Source organism: Clostridium neuense, assembly GCF_045310695.1.
Taxonomy (GTDB): Bacteria; Bacillota; Clostridia; order Clostridiales; family Clostridiaceae; genus Clostridium_S; species Clostridium_S neuense.
Window position 1 is genome coordinate 50,048 of the sequence record NZ_JBJIAA010000009.1, and the last position, 18,939, is coordinate 68,986.

An 18,939-nucleotide genomic window follows, 5' to 3' on the forward strand; every position below is an offset into this window, starting at 1 on the left:
CTACAATATTATGTGATATTTTGTTATTTAATATACAGTAAAAGCAAAGGAGCAGTTAAAAATTTAACCACTCCTTTTATAACAAATTATGCAGTTTCTATACCTTTTTTATTTTTCAACTCATCAGCCTTCTTAGGAGCAGAAATCTTTTTAGCACCATCTGAAAGTACAAGATCAAGTTGCTTGCTCTTTACAGCTTCTTCAGTAACTAATACTTTTTCAATATCCTCTCTAGATGGAATATCAAACATAGTATCCTTTAACATTTCCTCCATGATTGCTCTTAAACCTCTGGCACCAGTATTTCTCTGGATAGCTTCTTTAGCAATGGCCTTAAGTGCATCATTTTGAAATTCAAGTTCTACATTATCAAGCTGGAACAATTTTTTATACTGTTTAACAAGAGCATTTTTAGGCTGAGACAAAACCTTTATGAGTGCATCTTCATCAAGTGCACTAAGAGTAACTATTATAGGAATTCTTCCTATAAATTCAGGTATCAAACCAAATTTCAAAAGGTCTCCTGGCATAATCTCCTTAAGAAGCTTTCCTACATCCTTTTCATTCTTTGATTTAACATTTGCCCCAAATCCAATAGTACTTACTCTTGTTCTTTTTTCTATAATTTTATCAACCCCATCAAAAGCTCCTCCACAAATAAATAATATATTTGTAGTGTTTATTTGTATAAATTCTTGATGCGGATGTTTTCTTCCTCCTTGAGGTGGAACTGAAGCTACAGTACCCTCAAGTATTTTTAAAAGTGCTTGCTGAACACCTTCGCCTGAAACATCCCTTGTTATAGATGGGTTTTCGGATTTTCTAGCAATCTTATCTATTTCATCAATATAAATTATACCCTTTTCAGCTCTTTCAATATCATAATCTGCATTTTGAATTAGCTTTAACAAAATGTTTTCTACATCTTCGCCAACATATCCTGCTTCTGTTAAAGTTGTAGCATCAGCAATTGCAAAAGGAACATTTAAAAACTTCGCAAGTGTTTGTGCAAGTAAAGTTTTTCCAGATCCAGTTGGTCCAAGAAGAAGTATATTACTCTTTTGAAGTTCTACATCGTCACTAGCAGCATTAGAGTTTATTCTCTTATAGTGGTTATAAACTGCAACTGATAACGATTTTTTGGCCTCTTCCTGACCAATTACATACTGATCAAGATAATTTTTTATCTCTGTTGGCTTAGGTAAAGCTCCTACATCAATCTGTGGATTTTCTTCAAATTCATCTGCGATTATTTCAGAACATAATTCTATACATTCATCACATATATAAACACCTGGTCCTGCAATTAATCTTCTAACTTGATCTTGGCTTTTACCACAAAATGAACAACGTAATTGTTTTTTATCATCAAATTTTGCCATCTCATCACCTCTTTCAAAGGTTATTTGTTTTAGTGACTAGTAATCACATCATCTATAAGCCCATATTCTTTAGCTTCATATGCATCCATAAAGTTATCTCTTTCTGTATCTTTTTCTATCACTTCAAGAGGCTTCCCTGTTCTTTCACTATATATAGTATTTAGCTTCTTTTTTATGTGAAGAATTCTATTAGCATGAATTCCTATGTCAGTAGCCTGACCTTGGAATCCTCCAAGTGGCTGATGTATCATAATTTCACTATTAGGAAGTGCAAATCTTTTTCCTTTAGCACCTGCTGTAAGTAAAAATGATCCCATCGAAGCAGCCATTCCTATACAAATTGTAGAAACATCGCATTTTATATATTGCATTGTATCATAGATGGCCATTCCTGAAGTTATTGAACCACCAGGACTGTTTATGTAAAGATAAACATCTTTATCAGGATCTTCACTTTCCAAAAACAATAACTGTGCAACTATCAAACTAGCTGATGTATCATTTACCTCTTCACCAAGAAAAATCACTCTGTCTTTAAGTAATCTTGAATATATATCGTAAGACCTTTCACCTCTATTAGTTTGCTCGATTACATAAGGAACTAAACTCATACAAATCCCCTCCTACTAATTTAAGAATTATGATTTTATTTAAAATTAATTGCCAAGAAATATCCTGGCAATTAAGTCCTTTTATATATTATGCTATATTTTCAACTTTCTAATCAACATAATTATATTTTAAGCTATAACTTTAGAATTTTTTACTAATAAATCAATTACTTTGCTGTTAACAACATCCTTTTCTATTATAGATCTTTGAGCCTGTAATAGTAATTCTGCCATCTTATCCAACTCTTTATCAGTATATTGTTTTGCATATTCCATAGCTTTTTCTTTTAATTCTTCTTCAGTTGCCTCAATCTTTTCAACTTCGGCAATTTTTTCTATAACTAATTTTGTTCTTACTCTTTTTTCAGCTGTTTCTTTCATATAGTCTCTAACTTTTTCTTCTGAACTATTTGTAAATTGATAATAAGATTGAAGATCTAACCCTTGGTATTTTAATCTTGATTCTAATTCTTTAAGCATTCCATCAGTTTCATTTTTTATCATTACTTCTGGAATATCTATTTTTGCATTTTCTGCTGCTGCATCAACAACACTGTCTTCAAACTCAACCTTAGCTCTTTCAGCATTAGCCTCTTCAATTTTCTTTTTAATGTCAGCTTTTACTTCTTCTAATGTATCAAATTCTGAAATTTCTTTTGCGAATTCGTCATCAAGAGCAGGTATTTCTTTTATTTTTATTTCCTTTATATCAACTTCAAATCTAGCTTCTTTGCCATTTAATTCTTCTTTTCCATATTCTTCAGGGAATGTTACATTTACAGTTACATGATCACCTTTTTTAGATCCAATTAACTGTTCTTCAAAATTATCTATAAATGTACCGCTTCCTATTTCAAGTGAAAAATCATTTCCTTCTCCACCTTCGAAAGCTTCATCTCCTATGTATCCTTTAAAGTCAATAACTGCTAAGTTTCCTTTTTCTATTGCTCCATCTTCTTTTGTTTCAATTCTTGCATTTTTTTCTTGCATTTTCTTTAATTCGTTTTCTACATCTTCATCTTTTACTTCGTGATCAGCCTTTTTAACTTCTACGCCCTTGTATTCTCCAAGCTCAACTTCAGGTTTAACAGTAACCTTTGCGGAATACACAAAATCTTTTCCTTCTTCTAAAGTAACAATATCTATCTCTGGATAAGCTACAGGATCTATGTTATTTTCTTCCACTACTTTAGGATATGTAGCATCTATACAATAGTTAACTGCATCTTCATAAAATACTCCAACACCGTAATATTGTTTTATTATCTGAAATGGAGCCTTTCCTTTTCTAAATCCAGGTATATTATACTTCACACGATTTTTATTATATGCTTTCATAATAAATTCTTGAAATTTTTCTGCTTCAACTGTTATATCGAATTTAATAATATTTTTCTCTGTTTTTTCCACATTAACGTTCATAATGAATATTCCTCCTAATTAAAGTACCTTACTTAATAACTTAAATATTATAACATATAAAAATAGTTATTTACAATTAATTTTTTAATTCATATTAATATATTATAGCATAATTTATATTATTTTAAAAACTTTTCTAATTTTTTCTTACATTCTTTTAGCTCTCCATAGGATTCATAGTTTTCCCTATAAACCTCCACTATACCGTTTCCACAATAATTATTTTTCTTAAGTGCATTAACTATTTTTGAATAATCAACATTTCCTCTTCCTGGAAGAAGACATGTGTTTTCTCTATCTCTATCATTTATATGAAAATTCACTAGCTTTTCACCCATCACATTTATATACTCATAAGGTTCTATACCAGCTCTATAAGCCTGCTTTATATCAAGCGTAAAAAACAAATCATATTTGCAAGTTTCTTTTAAAAATTTTAAGAAATCCAAATTTGATGACATACACCAGGATACATTTTCCTGTGCAAGCTTTATATTATTTTCAAGAGCTATATATGTAAGTTCATTATAAATGTCAGAAACTAACTTTTTGTTAACAGTATTTATATCTTGATATCTCATTCCATGAAAAGTATAGCAAATTGCACCAAGCCTATTTCCAGCCTTACATACTTTTTTAAAGTTTTTAATCATATCCATTCTTCTTCTTTTATAAGCATCAAAAATATACGGTTCAAAGGATGAGGAAAAGGCATGAACCGAATTTATACTTATATTATAAGTACTTTTTTCATAAATAAGCTTATCTATAAATTCTTCAGAGTACTCTGAAAAGCTATTTAAAAAAATTTCAGCACATTCAAATCCAAGCTTACTTATAATTTCAAGTGAATCTTCCGTATCCACATTAGGATAAAAAACCGCTGACGATAATCCTATTTTCAAGCCATTTCAACTCCCGTCTAGTTTGTAGTTGTTCCATCCGCCTTCATGTACTGAGTGGTGCCATCCGTAACTATTTCTATACCTTTATCTGTTACATTATTAATTTTTACATCATTTCCATGTAAATTAGTATTTGCATAACCTTTATCACTGATTGTTGTTCTCCAAATATATTTATCGGTTCTATTATCAAACCAAGGAAGCTGTGATATATAAACTATTGTATTATCATCTATGAATTTAGGTGAAGCACACCAAATATAATTCTGATTAGTCTGAATTATATTATCCTTAGAAAAAGCACTTCCATTAGTTGATGTATATGTTTTATATGTTATATCTGAAATATTTCCATTAGAGTCAACATAGTACATATTTTGCCCAGTCTTTTCATATATAATTAAATTCTGTGCTGAAGGACTTATATTATATTCTCCATCAACACCATTTAAATTAACAGCTTTTATTTTTTTAGTTTTTCCTTCAGTATTGTATGTCACAATCACCTGCTTTCCATCAGCTAATTTAACATTAACTGCTTGATCTTTACTTGCATTTTTATTAGGTTTAACTTTTGAATTGCCCTTAGTAGTTTTATTAACACTCTTGGATGTTTTTTTATTAGAATCTTCTTTTTGCGTTTGCTCCTTTTCAAGTTTAGCTGCAATTTTTTTAAAGCTAACTTCATTAAAGTTAACTCCAAGATACACTTTTACAGCTAAGTAAACACCTAAACAACAAACCAAAAAAATTATTATTTTTTTTCTTCGCTTTCTTCTTCTCACTTGTCTGTCATATTGATTACTAAAAATACTAGGTCTAGCCAATTTTCAAACCTCCTAAGTAATTATCAATTTTATTATAACGCAAATTGAACCAATTTAGTAATAATTTTTTATGAATTTGAGTATTTTTGAAGTAATAAGGATAAATGACTTGAAAGTTTAAAATAGTCAATGTTATAATTTCACAAGTAATATTTAAGATGCTTTAATCAGTTGACAGTTAAGTATGATTTATCTTTCGCTTTTCTCAGATAAATCTTTGATTATAACTTAAAATAAAACCAAGGGGTAAATCTTTAAAGCTATAACAAATTGAAATTTGCAAGCTTTTAAAAAATTCACCCCTAAAATTTACAAAACTTTATTTAGTAAATCTGTTGAAAATTAATCTTTATATCTATTTGAAGTATTCTTTCATTGGCAGATATTTTATTTCTCTTTTTTCCTTTTTAACCTTAATTGCAGTTATGAAGGCTTTAGCTGTATCTATGCAAGTAAATACTGGCACTCTATATACAGCTGCTTTTCTTCTTATCTTAAAGCCTGTAGTTCCAACTACATTTCCCTTTGTAGGAGCATTTATTATAAGATTTATTTTACTGTCATCTATAAGCTGCATAAGCTTATTGTAATTTATTATCTCACATTCTATTCCACTTTTAGCTAGGTACTTTCCTGTTCCACTTGAAGCATATATTTTATATCCAATTTCACTGTACTCTTTAACTAGAGCTATGCTTTCCTTTTTATCTACATCTTTAACAGATACATATAAATTTCCACTAGTAGGTATACTATAACCTGCTGCTCTAAAGCCTTTGTATATTGCTATATCAAAATCTTTATCCACACCCATAACTTCACCTGTGGAACGCATCTCAGGTCCAAGGTATGTGTCTACATTTGCAAGTTTTTCATTCGAGAACACAGGCACCTTTATTGCGTAGAGTTTGCTGTCTCTCTTCAAATCAACACCATATCCTAAATCCTTAAGTTTTTTGCCTATCGCAATTTCCACTGCTAATTTGACCATTGGTACCCCAGTAACCTTACTTAGTATTGGCACTGTTCTAGAGGCTCTAGGATTTACTTCTATTACATATACTTTATTTCCATCATACACATACTGTATATTCATAAGTCCCTTAACATCAAGTGCTTTTGCAAGCTTCTTAGTGTAATTTATAAGAGTATCAACCACTTCTTCCGGAAGAGTATGATATGGATACATAGTTATACTGTCACCTGAATGTACTCCAGTTCTTTCTATATGCTCCATAATTCCTGGCATAAGTATATCTTTACCATCTGATATTGTATCTACTTCTATTTCTGTTCCTTTTATATATCTGTCAATTAATACAGGATGTTCAGTGGAAAGTGTTACTGCTTCTCTCATGTATTTTTGAAGCCCTGCAAGATCATATACAACCTGCATTGCACGGCCACCAATTACATAGGATGGTCTTACTATAACAGGATACCCTAGTTGTTCTATTGCATCATAAGCTTCTTCCATACTTGTTACAGCAGTTCCTTCTGCCTGAGGTATATCAAGCTGCTTTAAAAGCTTACTGAATTTTTCTCTATCCTCTGCAAGGTCTATAGATTCAAAGGAGGTTCCAAGTATTTTAACTCCTCTTTTAGCAAGCTTGCCTGAAAGATTTATAGCTGTTTGACCACCAAGCTGAACTATAACACCTTCTGGTTTTTCCTTTTCTATTATATCCATTACGTTGTCTATATAAAGTGATTCAAAGTAAAGTTTATCCGCAGTATCAAAATCCGTACTTACAGTTTCAGGATTGTTGTTTATAGTTATTGACTTATACCCTGCTTCCTTTATTGCCCATACGCCATGAACACAGCAGTAATCAAACTCTATTCCCTGTCCTATTCTTATAGGTCCAGAGCCGATAACTACTATTTTTTTATCGTTTGTAATCTCATCTTCATCTTCATCCTCATAGCAGGAATAGTAGTAAGGAGTTTCTGCTTCAAATTCACCGCTGCAGGTATCGACCATTTTATATACCGGTTTAACACCTTTAGCTATGTTGTAAATTTCATCCTCAGAAATTCCAGTAAGTCTTGATATTTCTGCAACCGGGAAACCCATTTTTTTAGCTTTTATTATACTTTCAGACTTATTTGTGTTTTCTTTATCTTCAAGTTCTTTTTCCACATTAACTATGTTGTTAATTCCATTTAAATACCAATTATCTATTTGAGTTACGTTGTGGATTTTACTTATTTCAACGCCTCTTCTAAAAGCCTCAGCTATGGCAAATATTCTCTCATCATCCTGCTTTTTTATCTTTTCAATAAGCTCTCTAACTGTAGTATATCTAAACTTTTCAAGCCTAAGACCTGTCATTTTTCCTTCTATTGATGTTACAGCCTTCAAAAGAGCATTTTCAAAGGTTCTATCTATTGCCATTACTTCTCCAGTAGCTTTCATTTGAGTTCCTAAATGTCTTTCTGCAGTGTTAAATTTATCAAAAGGCCACTTAGGTATTTTTACCACAACATAATCAAGTGCTGGTTCAAAACATGCACTTGAATTTTTAGTTACATAGTTTTTAAGTTCATCAAGGCTATATCCTATGGCAATTTTGGCAGCAATCTTTGCTATAGGATAGCCAGCTGCCTTTGAAGCAAGAGCACTAGAACGACTAACTCTTGGGTTAACCTCTATTACTATATACCTGCTGCTCTTTGGATCAAGTGCAAACTGTATATTGCATCCGCCTTCTATTTGAAGATTTCTTATTATTTTAAGTGCTGAATTTCTAAGCATATGATATTCTTTATCTCTAAGCGTTTGAGATGGTGCTGTAACTATGCTGTCTCCAGTATGAACCCCAACTGGATCTAAATTTTCCATATTGCATACTATAATACAATTGTCCTTTTTATCTCTCATGACCTCATATTCGAGCTCTTTCCAGCCTGCTACACTTTGTTCTAAAAGTATCTGGTTAATGGGACTTAGCATTATTCCTCTTGCACATATCTCGTGAAGCTCTTCCATTGTAGTTGCTATTCCACCACCGGTTCCTCCTAGAGTATATGCTGGTCTTATTATAACTGGAAGACCATATTTATTTACAAAATCCACGCATTCTTCTACATGTGTAGCTATAATACTTTTAGGGACTGGCTCATTTATCTTTTCCATGAGCTCTTTAAATTCTTCTCTATCCTCTGCCTTTTTTATAGCCTCACTGTTTATGCCTAGAAGCTTAACCTTATACTTTTCAAGTATTCCATTATCTTTTAGCTGCATAGCAAGGTTTAAAGCCGTCTGTCCTCCAAATCCAGCAAGTATGCCATCTGGTCTTTCGTTCTTTATTATTTCCCCTACAGATTCTACAGTAAGAGGTTCAATATAAACTTTATCTGCAATATGAGAATCGGTCATTATAGTTGCAGGATTACTATTTACGAGAACTGTTTCTATTCCTTCCTCCCTTACTGCTTTACAGGCTTGTGTTCCTGAATAGTCAAACTCTGCTGCCTGACCTATTATTATTGGGCCTGAACCTATTATTAGTACTTTTTTTATTGTCTTATCTAAAGGCATAATTATCCTCCTTCTAACGCTTAAAAATTTAATATTTTATATAATCTTCTTAATTAATATGCTACTTTTTCTAGACATGAATCCATTTGAATTTTGCATTTTGCCTCGTTTATTTTGCTATTTTTTATATTATCCTTAAATTTATCAAAAAGGTAGGTTGTATCAGTAGGTCCTGGAGCACCTTCAGGGTGAAATTGAACTGAGAAAATTGGAAGCTTCCTGTGTTTCATACCTTCTACCGTGCCATCATTTAAATTTCTGTGCGTAATTATCATGCCATTTTCTTCAACACTTTTTTCATCTACTGCATATCCATGATTTTGTGCTGTTATATAGGCTTTATCTCTTTCAATATCATAAACACCATGATTTCCGCCCCTATGACCAAATTTAAGTTTATAAGTGTCTCCACCAACTGCAAGTGCAATTATTTGATGACCAAGACATATTCCAAAGGTAGGTAACTTTTTAATAAGCTCTTTTACATTTTCAACTGTTTGAGGAATTGATTTAGGATCTCCAGGTCCATTGCTTAAAAACAATCCATCTGGATTAATGCTTAAAATTTTTTCTGGATTAGCATCATATGGAAATACTGTTATATCAAAATCTTTTGCCCTGAGATTTTCTATTATATCACTTTTTATACCAAAGTCCATAACAGCAACTTTGTACCCGCTACCCTTTATATGCAAAATTTCTTTAGTGCTTACTTCAGAAACATATTTATCTACAATTTCAGTTGAATCCATAACTTTTTTTAATTTCTTTAAGTCAAAAATTTCATTTGAAATTATACACTTCATAACTCCAGCATTTCTAATTTTTTTAGTTATGCTTCTCGTATCCACCCCATAAACTCCAACTACTTCCATACTTTTAAGCATCTCATCTATACTTTTTTCACTCATATAATTTGAGGGAGTATCACATATTGTCTTAGCTACAAATCCTTTTGCATAAACCTTTTTTGATTGATTTTCTGAGCCGCTCACTCCATAGTTTCCTATAAGTGGGTAAGTCATATTTACTATTTGTCCTGCATAGGATGGGTCTGTTAAAATTTCTTGATATCCTGTCATAGACGTATTAAAAACTAATTCTCCAATTTCTGTTCCAAGCTTTCCAAATCCATTTCCATAAAAAACAGTTCCATCTTCCAAGTATAATATACCTTTCATTGAATACACCTCTTCTTTATATTATAAACTTACAATTAATCTTTTTAATAAAATATACGTTTATTTTTATATTTATACATATATTATCTCATATTTGAAATTGCTGTCAATGCTTTTATATCACATTCAAGCCATATTTATTATTATTATTTTATAATTGTTTTACTCATATTTATGCACTCTTTTATAAAATAAAAACCCTCTTACTTGTAATAAGAAGGTTTGAATAATTAAACATATCATAAAAATACTAGAATACAATATATTATTTTCCATTGGTAGCATAAACTGCATAATAAAAAGCCTTCTCCAGAAAGAAGGCTTAACGTACAAAATTATACACTTTAAGCAAATTTTTAAACTAATTTTCAAATCCTTCTTAGCCTCTCTGGACCAATCATTAAAGGTATTAAGTTTTTTTATTCTTGTACATAATATCATTATTGCTCGCTTATGTCAATACTATTTAAAAAGTTTAATTTTATTAAAAGGATATGCTCTCAAAATAACATGACCATTTAAAGCCTTGAGCGAAACCGGTCCGAAGTATCTACTATCATAACTTACCTTTCTATTATCACCCATAACAAATATATAGCCTTGTGGAACCTTATACTTTTTATTTTCTCCAAGGAATGAACCTCCTTGTGTATAAGTATCCTTATCTAGATATGATTCATTTAACTCTTCACCATTTCTATAGACCCTACCATTTTTTATTTCAATTTTATCTCCGCCTATTCCAATTACTCTTTTTACAAAAATATCATGTGCAGCATTTCCCGAATCAAAAGTCACTATTTCACCCCTTTTTATGCTCTTAGAGTGAAGTGATAACTTCTCAACAAATGTTACATCCCTATCTTTAAGAGTAGACATCATAGAAGATCCATCTACATTTTCTTTAGCAAATACATAGGTTCTAAATAACATAGCTATTACAATTGCAATTCCTATACATAGTACATAATCTCTTATTTCTGCTCCTATACTTTTAATCTTTTTTTCTTTCCTCAATCAAAATCACTCCTTAAAATAAATTAAAAGGTTTTAATAGTATTAAAAGGATATGCTCTTAAAATAACATGGCCATTCAAAGCCTTAAGTGAAATAGGTCCTAAATATCTGCTATCTAGGCTTACTGTTCTATTATCTCCCATGACAAATATATATCCTTCTGGAACCTTGTATTTTTTATTTGCCCCAAGAAAACTTCCACCTAAGGTTTTCATACCAGAATCTAAATAAGGCTCCTTAAGCGCTTCTCCATTTCTATAGACCTTATCATTTTTTATTTCCAATTCATCCCCTGCAACACCTATAACCCTTTTTACATATGTATCATGGGTAGCATTTCCCGAATCAAAGGTTACTATCTCTCCCCTTTTTATGCTTTTAGCGTAAAGAGATAATTTTTCAACAAATATTACATCTTTATCCTTAAGGGTAGACATCATAGAAGGTCCATCCACATTTGCTCTAGCAAATACATAAGCTCTAAAGAAAATTGCTACAGCAATTGCAATTCCTATAGATATTGCATAATCTCTTATTTCTGCTCCCTTACTCTTAACCTTTTTATGTTCTTTTTCCAATAAATTCACCCTCTATTCATCTAGTTATATATTCTCTTTTAATTATACAATTTTTAAAGCAAAAAGCTACCATCATTATTTTTACAAGGCTGGGAAATTAATGATGGTAACATCAGAACCAAACAGAGTTTTTACTAAAAAAAATTATATACTAAGAACAATACAAATAATCCAGTTTTTCTGACAATGTCATATTTTCTATGTTCCAGCTTCTCCTAGAACAATGTTCAACTATATAATTTCCTAATATTCCGTGACAGAATTCATAAAATCTATAATCAAGCCACGGAGGTGTCCACATACCAGATCTGCATATATGAATTGTGCTAATATCTATTTTACTATTTAATTTTTTAATATTACAATACTTAATTGCAAATTTATTGTTAATTTCCTCAAAATCATTCTTATTTTCATATGTATATGGACTATACATTATATATCCTTTATTTATAATTTTATCACCAAATAATTTACCAAGCCAATTTGAGCAGTTAACTTCAAACAAAAGTGAATTAATCCCCTCATATCCAAGATCAGAATGAGCATCTATGTTAAAAACAGCACTGCACTCATCATCTCTTGCAATATAATAAGACCATTTATGCGAGTCCGTTATATAAATTTTAATGTTTTTATCAAAGTTAAATATCCCTTTCACTCTTTTCCAAAATGCATTTAAATCAATGCCAACCTTAACTTCATCTACTATATCTTCTCCTCTTTCTTTACCTTTAAAATATCTTTTATACCACAATGCTTGTACATTTTTTTTGCTTTCAAAATACGAGCCGCACCATTCTCTCTTTATAGGTATAAAATAATCCCAATCTATACTTAATAAAGCCTTAACCATAGTAAATCACCTCTAGTATGATTATAGCACTAACGTAAAGTAATATTGATTTGTGATATTAAATAAAGCTAATAAATCTTGGAGGCTAATTGTTAAAAGACTTAGAAGTTTCAATCTGTCTGAGTGATAGCGAGTTATTGAATCTTCTTAGTATTTTAATAATTAGCCTCTTAGATTTATGACATTTATTTAATGTTCTGCAATATTATTATTTTACCCTATTATTCCTCTAATTTCTTCTAAGTCTTTTATTCCTTCCTTTTTCATAAACTCTTCTATTCCAGCTATTATATCAAGACAAATATCAGGCTTCATAAAGTTAGCTGTTCCAACTTGAATTGCGTGAGCTCCTGCCATTATAAACTCTATGGCATCCTCTGCACTGCATATTCCTCCCATACCTACAACAGGAACTTTAACTGCCGTGCAAACCTCATAAACCATTCTAAGGGCTATTGGTTTAATACATGCACCAGAAAGTCCTGCTGTAACATTATTAAACACGGGCTTTCTTCTTTTTATATCTATGGCCATACCCTTAAAAGTATTAACAAGCGATATCGCATCTGCACCCGCTTCTTCACATTTTACAGCCATATCTACAATATCTTCAGCATTAGGTGATAACTTAACCATTAAAGGTTTAGTGCAAACTTTTCTAACTTCAGACACAACCTTATAAGCTACATCTGATTTTATGCCAAATGCCATACCACCATGCTTAACATTGGGGCAGGATATGTTAAGTTCTATAATATCTGATGGGGTTTCATTTAAAAGCTTTATTCCCTCTATATAATCCTCTTCACACCCACCACCCAGATTAGCAATACAAACTGTATCAAATTGCTTCATTTTAGGCAGTTCATTTTCTATAAAATGTTTTACACCTGGATTTTGAAGTCCAACACTGTTCATTATCCCACTAGCGGTTTCAAATATTCTATCACCAGCATTTCCCTCCTTAGGATTTATTGTAAGTCCCTTAGAGCATATACCTCCAAGCTTTGAAACATCGTAGTAATTTAAATATTCCTCTCCAAAGCCAAAAGTTCCAGAAGCAGAGATAACAGGATTTTTAAATTCTACTCCACATATTTCTACATTAGTCATTTAAGATCAACTCGCTTCCTAAAAATACTGGTCCTTCTTTACAAGTTCTCTTTCTACCATCTTTTGTTTTACATGTACACACCAAACATGCTCCTATACCACATGCCATTTTTTTCTCCATAGAAACATACACTGATGTTTTTGACCTTTCGCACATTTTTATAACCTTATACATCATAACTTCAGGTCCGCAGCATAAAACCGCATCATAATTTTCTGGTTTTAATAAATCAGTAACATAACCTTTGTGCCCAATACTTCCATCTTCTGTGGATAACTTCAAGTTATTAACATATTTTTCCACATTATCCACAGTTTTACCCAATGTTTTAAATCCAGCATAGAAATCTACATTACATTCTTTTAACTGACTTGCCAAATAAACCATAGGTGCTATTCCTATACCACCGCACACAATTGCTACATTTCCACTTATTTTTTCTACATCAAATCCATTTCCAAGTGGTCCTGTTATCTTTATTTCATCATTAGGTCTTAATTGTGATAAAATTTTTGTTCCTTTTCCAACCACTGCATATAAGAACGATATTTTTTCGTCGTTGACAAAGTGTACACTTATAGGTCTTGAAAGTACAGGTTCCATATCCCACGCCCTTAGAAGGTAAAATTGACCTGGTTTTACATTAAATCTTCCTTTTATAGTTAATTTATATATTCCATCTTCAACTTTTATATTTTCATATACCTTTTCTACAGTATATCTTTCTTTCATGGCTTTTCCCTCAACTTTTCATTATTATATATTCATTTTTTAACTTTCAAGCAATCTCCTATTTTACAGCTTTTCTTATCTTGTCTCTCATATTAACTGCTTCTTCTCTGGCACACACTTCAAACTTTTCTTCTCCGCCATCTTTCTTCCTGTATGCTAGGAGTATTCCCCTTGAAGAATTTACAATTCCACCATTACCTTCTCTTAAGTATAAACTTACATCCTCTGCAGTTCCACCTTGTGCACCATAGCCAGGAATTAAGAAAAACATATTTTTAAAGTTATTTCTTATTTTTATTCCTTCATCTACATGAGTACATCCAACTACAGCTCCAATAGAAGAATATCCGCACTCTCCTTTAAGCTTTTCTCCTATGGAATATATTTTTTCTCCAACCTCATCATATACCCTTTTACCACTTGAGGTTTCTATATATTCAATATCCTCTGCTCCTTTATTAGATGTCCTTAAAAGCACAAAGGCACCTTTTTCGTCGTTTTGAATATATGGTATAAATGGTTCCACACTATCCATTCCCATATATGGATTTAACGTTACAATATCACTTTCAAAATCACCTGTAAAATGGGCTTTTGCATACATCTCGGCAGTTTTAGCTATATCTCCTCTTTTTATGTCTGCAATTGAGATAGCCTTTTCATTTTTAAGATATTTCAAAGTGTTTTTATAAGCTTTAAGTCCAGCAATGCCATATGCTTCATAATATGCTATTTGAACTTTATAGCAAGCAACAACATCTAAAGTTTCATCTATTATTTTTTTATTAAAATTAAACAGTGCATCCTCTGTGTTCTCATATTTATTTAAAAACTTCTTTGGTATATAGTTTAAATCTGTATCCAAGCCAAGACATACATGCCCTTTTTCTTTAACACTATTATAAAGTTTATCAATAATCAAAACATACACCTCACACTTATATGTAGACTACCTGAAAGATTACAATTACAATCAACATAGTTCTACAAATAATAATATTTAATACTTATATAAGTTGATAGTTGCATAATTATAAACTATCAACCTCTAACTCTCCACTATCAATTGTCAACTATCAACTGTTATATACGGTTCTTCCACCCTTTAACGTTCTCAAAACCTCTCCATATACTTCCATACCATTAAAAGGTGTATTTTTACCCTTTGATGCAAATTCATTTGAAGCTATTTTATATTTCTTATCTAAATCAAGTAAAACCAAATCTCCTTCAAAACCTACTTCAATTCTTCCCTTATTGAAATTCAAAATATCTGCTGGGTTTTTTGACATTATTTCAGAAAGCTTATTTAGTGTAATATTACCTTCTCTAACAAGCTTTGTATAGCATACAGAAAAAGAAGTTTCTATTCCAGACATTCCTGGCGCTCCATTTTTCTTATCTTCTTCTGAATGAGGAGCATGATCTGTACCTATTGCATCTACAAAACCTTCCTTTATTGCTTTTATTATAAAAGCTACATCCTCTTTTTCTCTTAAAGGTGGATTCACCCTATAATTGATTTCATTTGTAAGTGCTATATGATGTGGTGTTACCTCACAGGTTATATTAGTAAAGCCTTCTCGTTTTGCATTTATGATACAAGAAAGAGCTTCCTTCGTACTTACATGGCATACATGAAATAGACAGCCTACAGTCTTTGCAAGTTCTACATCCCTAAAAGTTGCCAAGTTTTCTCCAAGCCTTGAATCAATGTTAAAAATTTCTTTATCATCCTCATGATCCATAAGGACAAAGCCTTTTTCTTTTACCTTCTTCATAGCTTGAAACATTACCTTACTGCTAGCCACACCTTTTCCATCTTCTGAAATTGCCTTTACTTCACTGCCTAACATATCCAAGTGCGATATGTCTTCTCCCTGCATATCCTTAGTCACACTTACTGCCTGACTTACGTCTATTAAACCTATTTCATGAGCTTTATTCTTAACATAATTTACTACTTCCATATTGCTGCAAACTGGCTTTGTATTTGCCATAAGATTCACAGCGGTATATCCACCTTTTACTGCTGCTCTACTTCCACTTTCAATATCTTCTTTATAGGTAAGTCCTGGATCTCTAAAATGACTGTGTAAATCTATAAAAGATGGCATAACAACATATCCTTTTGAGTCTAAAACCTCACAGTCTTCTCTAAGATTCTTTCCAATCTTTTCTATAATACCGTTTTTAATATAGATATCACCTATGAAATTTTTAGAAAAATCTACAATTTGAGCATTTTTTATTAAAAGGTTCACCATTAAAGCCCCCTACAGTGTATTTATTTTATATATTTCATCGCAATATTCACATTTATATTCCCCAGCTTCTGCATCAACAAGCTTAAATTTATGAGGAACATATTTTTCCACTGATGTAACACATCTAGGATTTTTGCACTCTATTACATTTTCAACTTCTTCTGGCAATTTTAATTGTATTTTTTCTTTTATTTTTTCATCTTTAATTATATTAATTGTTATATTAGGATCTAAAAATCCAAGTACCGCTAAATTTAAGTCCATAACATTTTCGATTTTAATTATGTCTTTTTCAACGTTTTTTCGGCTTACAGCATTCATTATAAGTGCTGTAGGAAAATCCGCTTCGTCAAGCTTAAGATATTTATAAATCTTTATTCCATGCCCTGGTTTTATGTGGTCTATTACTATGCCATTTTTTATACTGTTAATTGTAAGCATATTATAACACCCCCATTAATTTAGCCATTAGTGCCATTCTAACGTACATTCCAAATTTAGCCTGTTTAAAGTAGCAAGCTCTTTTATCACTGTCAATATCATAGGATATTTCGTTAACTCTTGGAAGAGGATGAAGTATTATCATATCATCTTTAGCTTTTGAAAGCTTATTTTTATCTAATATATAGCTGTCCTTAAGCCTTATATAATCTTCCTCATTGAAGAATCTTTCTTTCTGCACCCTTGTCATATAAAGCACATCTAGCGATTCGATTACATCTTCTATTCTTTTAACCTCTTCATATTCTATATTGTTTTTATCCAATATCCCCTTTTTTATATAATCCGGAACTTTAAGTTCATCTGGAGATATAAGGATTATTTTATTATTTTCGTATCTTGATAACGCCTTTATAAGTGAATGAACAGTTCTTCCAAATTTCAAATCTCCACACATGCCTATAGTTAAATTTGAAAGTTTGCCTTTAATCTTGCTTATAGTTAAAAGATCTGTAAGTGTCTGAGTTGGATGCTGATGACCACCATCTCCAGCATTAATGACTGGAATTTCTGAATACATGGAAGCAATTTTAGGCGCTCCCTCCTTAGGATGTCTCATTGCTACAATATCTGCATAGCAGGATACTATTCTTATTGTATCTGCAATAGTTTCTCCTTTTGATACTGAGGTTGAATTAGGCTCTGAAAAACCTATAACTTTCCCTCCAAGTCTAAGCATTGCTGCTTCAAAACTAAATCTTGTTCTTGTACTTGGTTCATAAAACAATGTTGCTAATATTTTACCATCTGCTGCATGAGCATACTCTCTTGGATTCTCTATTATTTTATCCGCAAGAGCAAAAATTTCCTCTAACTCTTCTTTTGAAAAATCCATTGGATCTATTAAACTTTTACCTTTTAACATAACTTTCCTCCTTCTTAGTTTCTCTGAACTAAATTTAAAGGCATTTTTTAAAAACAAATCTGTAATGAAAATCAATAGGAAGCATCCTAATTAATTTTTGTTGCATTTCTGCCAATATTACCTTAATAAAAAAACCTTCCTTTTTACAGGAAGGTATAATACACCAATATAGATTACATTCTATACATACCTTCCCAGCCTCACAGGACTAGTATTAAAGGTTCAATATTCTTAGTTCATACTAACATTTTGATATGCATTTGTCAACAAAAAATCAAGAAAAATAACACTATTTTGGAGTTTGGACATAAGCCTATGTCGTTCATGAATAAAACACTATGTACTTTTTATAGTCTGCTTCTCTACAAAAAATACGATAGAAATATTAATATTAAGTAAACCCTCATTATTAAGTCAGCAAATTCCTCAATTTTATGATATAATTTCAGTTATAATACAATCGAAAGTAGGGATAATTTTGGTCGAAAAAATTATAGATATAATAATCATTATACTTGGCAAACTAGGTTACGCAGGAACTTTTCTTGGTATGTTTTTTGAAAGTGCGTGTATCCCTATTCCTAGCGAAGCAATACTACCCTTTGGTGGATATTTAAGTTCTTCTGCAGCGCCAGCAAATCAAAAGTTAAACTTAATTCTTATGATATTATCTGGTACTTTAGGTGGTATACTAGGCTCAGTAATAACTTACGAAATAGGCGCTAGAGGTGGAAGAGCTCTTGTAGAAAAGTATGCTGATAAACTTCATTTATCTAAGGAAAAAATTGCAAAAAGTGATGCCGTTTTTGCAAAATATGGTGATAAAATAGTTTTTTTCTCAAGGCTTTTACCTATAATAAGAACATTTATATCACTTCCAGCTGGAATTGCGAAAATGAACTTCACTAAATTTGTAGTATATACTTCTTTAGGTTCTGTCCTTTGGAGTGTGGTTTTGGGTTATGTTGGATACATGATGGGCAAAAACTGGCAAATGATTCGCCCTTATTTTCACATAGCCGATTACATAGTTGCTGGTGTCATAGTATTATTTATATTATATAAAGTATTCCAAAAAATAAAAAAATCAAGAGAAACTGCTTAATTACAGTTAGTTTACTTCAATAAGATTTAAAA

Annotated in this window: 17 protein-coding genes; 1 reads left to right on the top strand and 16 read right to left on the bottom strand. The window is 31.4% G+C overall.

The annotated features are described in order from the left end of the window. Positions 1–86: 86 nt before the first annotated feature. The 16 genes from clpX to pyrB form a co-directional block, all read right to left on the bottom strand. Positions 87–1,382: an ATP-dependent Clp protease ATP-binding subunit ClpX gene (clpX, locus tag ACJDT4_RS11750; RefSeq protein WP_406787764.1), complete on the bottom strand. Its 1,296-nt coding sequence runs from the start codon at positions 1,380–1,382 to the stop codon at positions 87–89. Between the two features lie 29 nt (positions 1,383–1,411). Then, positions 1,412–1,993 (bottom strand): ATP-dependent Clp endopeptidase proteolytic subunit ClpP, encoded by a 582-nt coding sequence (gene clpP, locus ACJDT4_RS11755; protein WP_406787765.1) that lies wholly within the window; start codon positions 1,991–1,993, stop codon positions 1,412–1,414. A gap of 129 nt (positions 1,994–2,122) precedes the next feature. Beyond that, on the bottom strand, positions 2,123–3,415 hold the full coding sequence (gene tig / locus ACJDT4_RS11760; protein ID WP_406787766.1) for a trigger factor: 1,293 nt from the start codon (positions 3,413–3,415) through the stop codon (positions 2,123–2,125). Between the two features lie 119 nt (positions 3,416–3,534). Then, entirely contained in the window at positions 3,535–4,320 is a 786-nt protein-coding gene (locus tag ACJDT4_RS11765) for a sugar phosphate isomerase/epimerase family protein (protein ID WP_406787767.1), read from the bottom strand. A 17-nt stretch (positions 4,321–4,337) separates the two neighbouring features. Beyond that, positions 4,338–5,147 (bottom strand): hypothetical protein, encoded by an 810-nt coding sequence (locus ACJDT4_RS11770; RefSeq protein WP_406787768.1) that lies wholly within the window; start codon positions 5,145–5,147, stop codon positions 4,338–4,340. Positions 5,148–5,502: 355 nt separating this feature from the next. Continuing rightward, positions 5,503–8,691 (bottom strand): carbamoyl-phosphate synthase (glutamine-hydrolyzing) large subunit, encoded by a 3,189-nt coding sequence (gene carB / locus ACJDT4_RS11775; protein ID WP_406787769.1) that lies wholly within the window; start codon positions 8,689–8,691, stop codon positions 5,503–5,505. 53 nt (positions 8,692–8,744) lie between these two features. After that, positions 8,745–9,872 (bottom strand): glutamine-hydrolyzing carbamoyl-phosphate synthase small subunit, encoded by a 1,128-nt coding sequence (carA, locus tag ACJDT4_RS11780; protein ID WP_406787770.1) that lies wholly within the window; start codon positions 9,870–9,872, stop codon positions 8,745–8,747. A 462-nt stretch (positions 9,873–10,334) separates the two neighbouring features. Further along, positions 10,335–10,889, bottom strand: a complete 555-nt coding sequence (lepB, locus tag ACJDT4_RS11785) for a signal peptidase I (RefSeq protein WP_406787771.1) — start codon at positions 10,887–10,889, stop codon at positions 10,335–10,337. Between the two features lie 23 nt (positions 10,890–10,912). Beyond that, entirely contained in the window at positions 10,913–11,476 is a 564-nt protein-coding gene (gene lepB, locus ACJDT4_RS11790) for a signal peptidase I (protein WP_406787772.1), read from the bottom strand. Positions 11,477–11,618: 142 nt separating this feature from the next. After that, entirely contained in the window at positions 11,619–12,323 is a 705-nt protein-coding gene (locus ACJDT4_RS11795) for an arginase (protein WP_406787773.1), read from the bottom strand. Between the two features lie 213 nt (positions 12,324–12,536). Continuing rightward, the gene (locus ACJDT4_RS11800; protein WP_406787774.1) at positions 12,537–13,436 is read right to left on the bottom strand and encodes a dihydroorotate dehydrogenase; all 900 of its coding nucleotides are present in this window, start codon (positions 13,434–13,436) and stop codon (positions 12,537–12,539) included. Then, positions 13,429–14,169, bottom strand: a complete 741-nt coding sequence (locus ACJDT4_RS11805) for a dihydroorotate dehydrogenase electron transfer subunit (RefSeq protein ID WP_406787775.1) — start codon at positions 14,167–14,169, stop codon at positions 13,429–13,431. Before ACJDT4_RS11805 ends, ACJDT4_RS11800 begins: the two co-directional genes overlap by 8 nt. Positions 14,170–14,227: 58 nt before the next feature. Further along, entirely contained in the window at positions 14,228–15,091 is an 864-nt protein-coding gene (gene pyrF, locus ACJDT4_RS11810; protein ID WP_406787776.1) for an orotidine-5'-phosphate decarboxylase, read from the bottom strand. A gap of 154 nt (positions 15,092–15,245) precedes the next feature. Then, on the bottom strand, positions 15,246–16,433 hold the full coding sequence (locus ACJDT4_RS11815) for a dihydroorotase (protein WP_406787944.1): 1,188 nt from the start codon (positions 16,431–16,433) through the stop codon (positions 15,246–15,248). Between the two features lie 12 nt (positions 16,434–16,445). Further along, positions 16,446–16,877, bottom strand: a complete 432-nt coding sequence (locus ACJDT4_RS11820) for an aspartate carbamoyltransferase regulatory subunit (protein WP_406787777.1) — start codon at positions 16,875–16,877, stop codon at positions 16,446–16,448. Between the two features lies 1 nt (position 16,878). Continuing rightward, entirely contained in the window at positions 16,879–17,802 is a 924-nt protein-coding gene (gene pyrB / locus ACJDT4_RS11825) for an aspartate carbamoyltransferase (RefSeq protein ID WP_406787778.1), read from the bottom strand. A 478-nt stretch (positions 17,803–18,280) separates the two neighbouring features. Between pyrB and ACJDT4_RS11830 the strand changes: the two genes are divergently transcribed. Then, positions 18,281–18,907 (top strand): DedA family protein, encoded by a 627-nt coding sequence (locus ACJDT4_RS11830; protein WP_406787779.1) that lies wholly within the window; start codon positions 18,281–18,283, stop codon positions 18,905–18,907. Positions 18,908–18,939 lie beyond the last annotated feature (32 nt).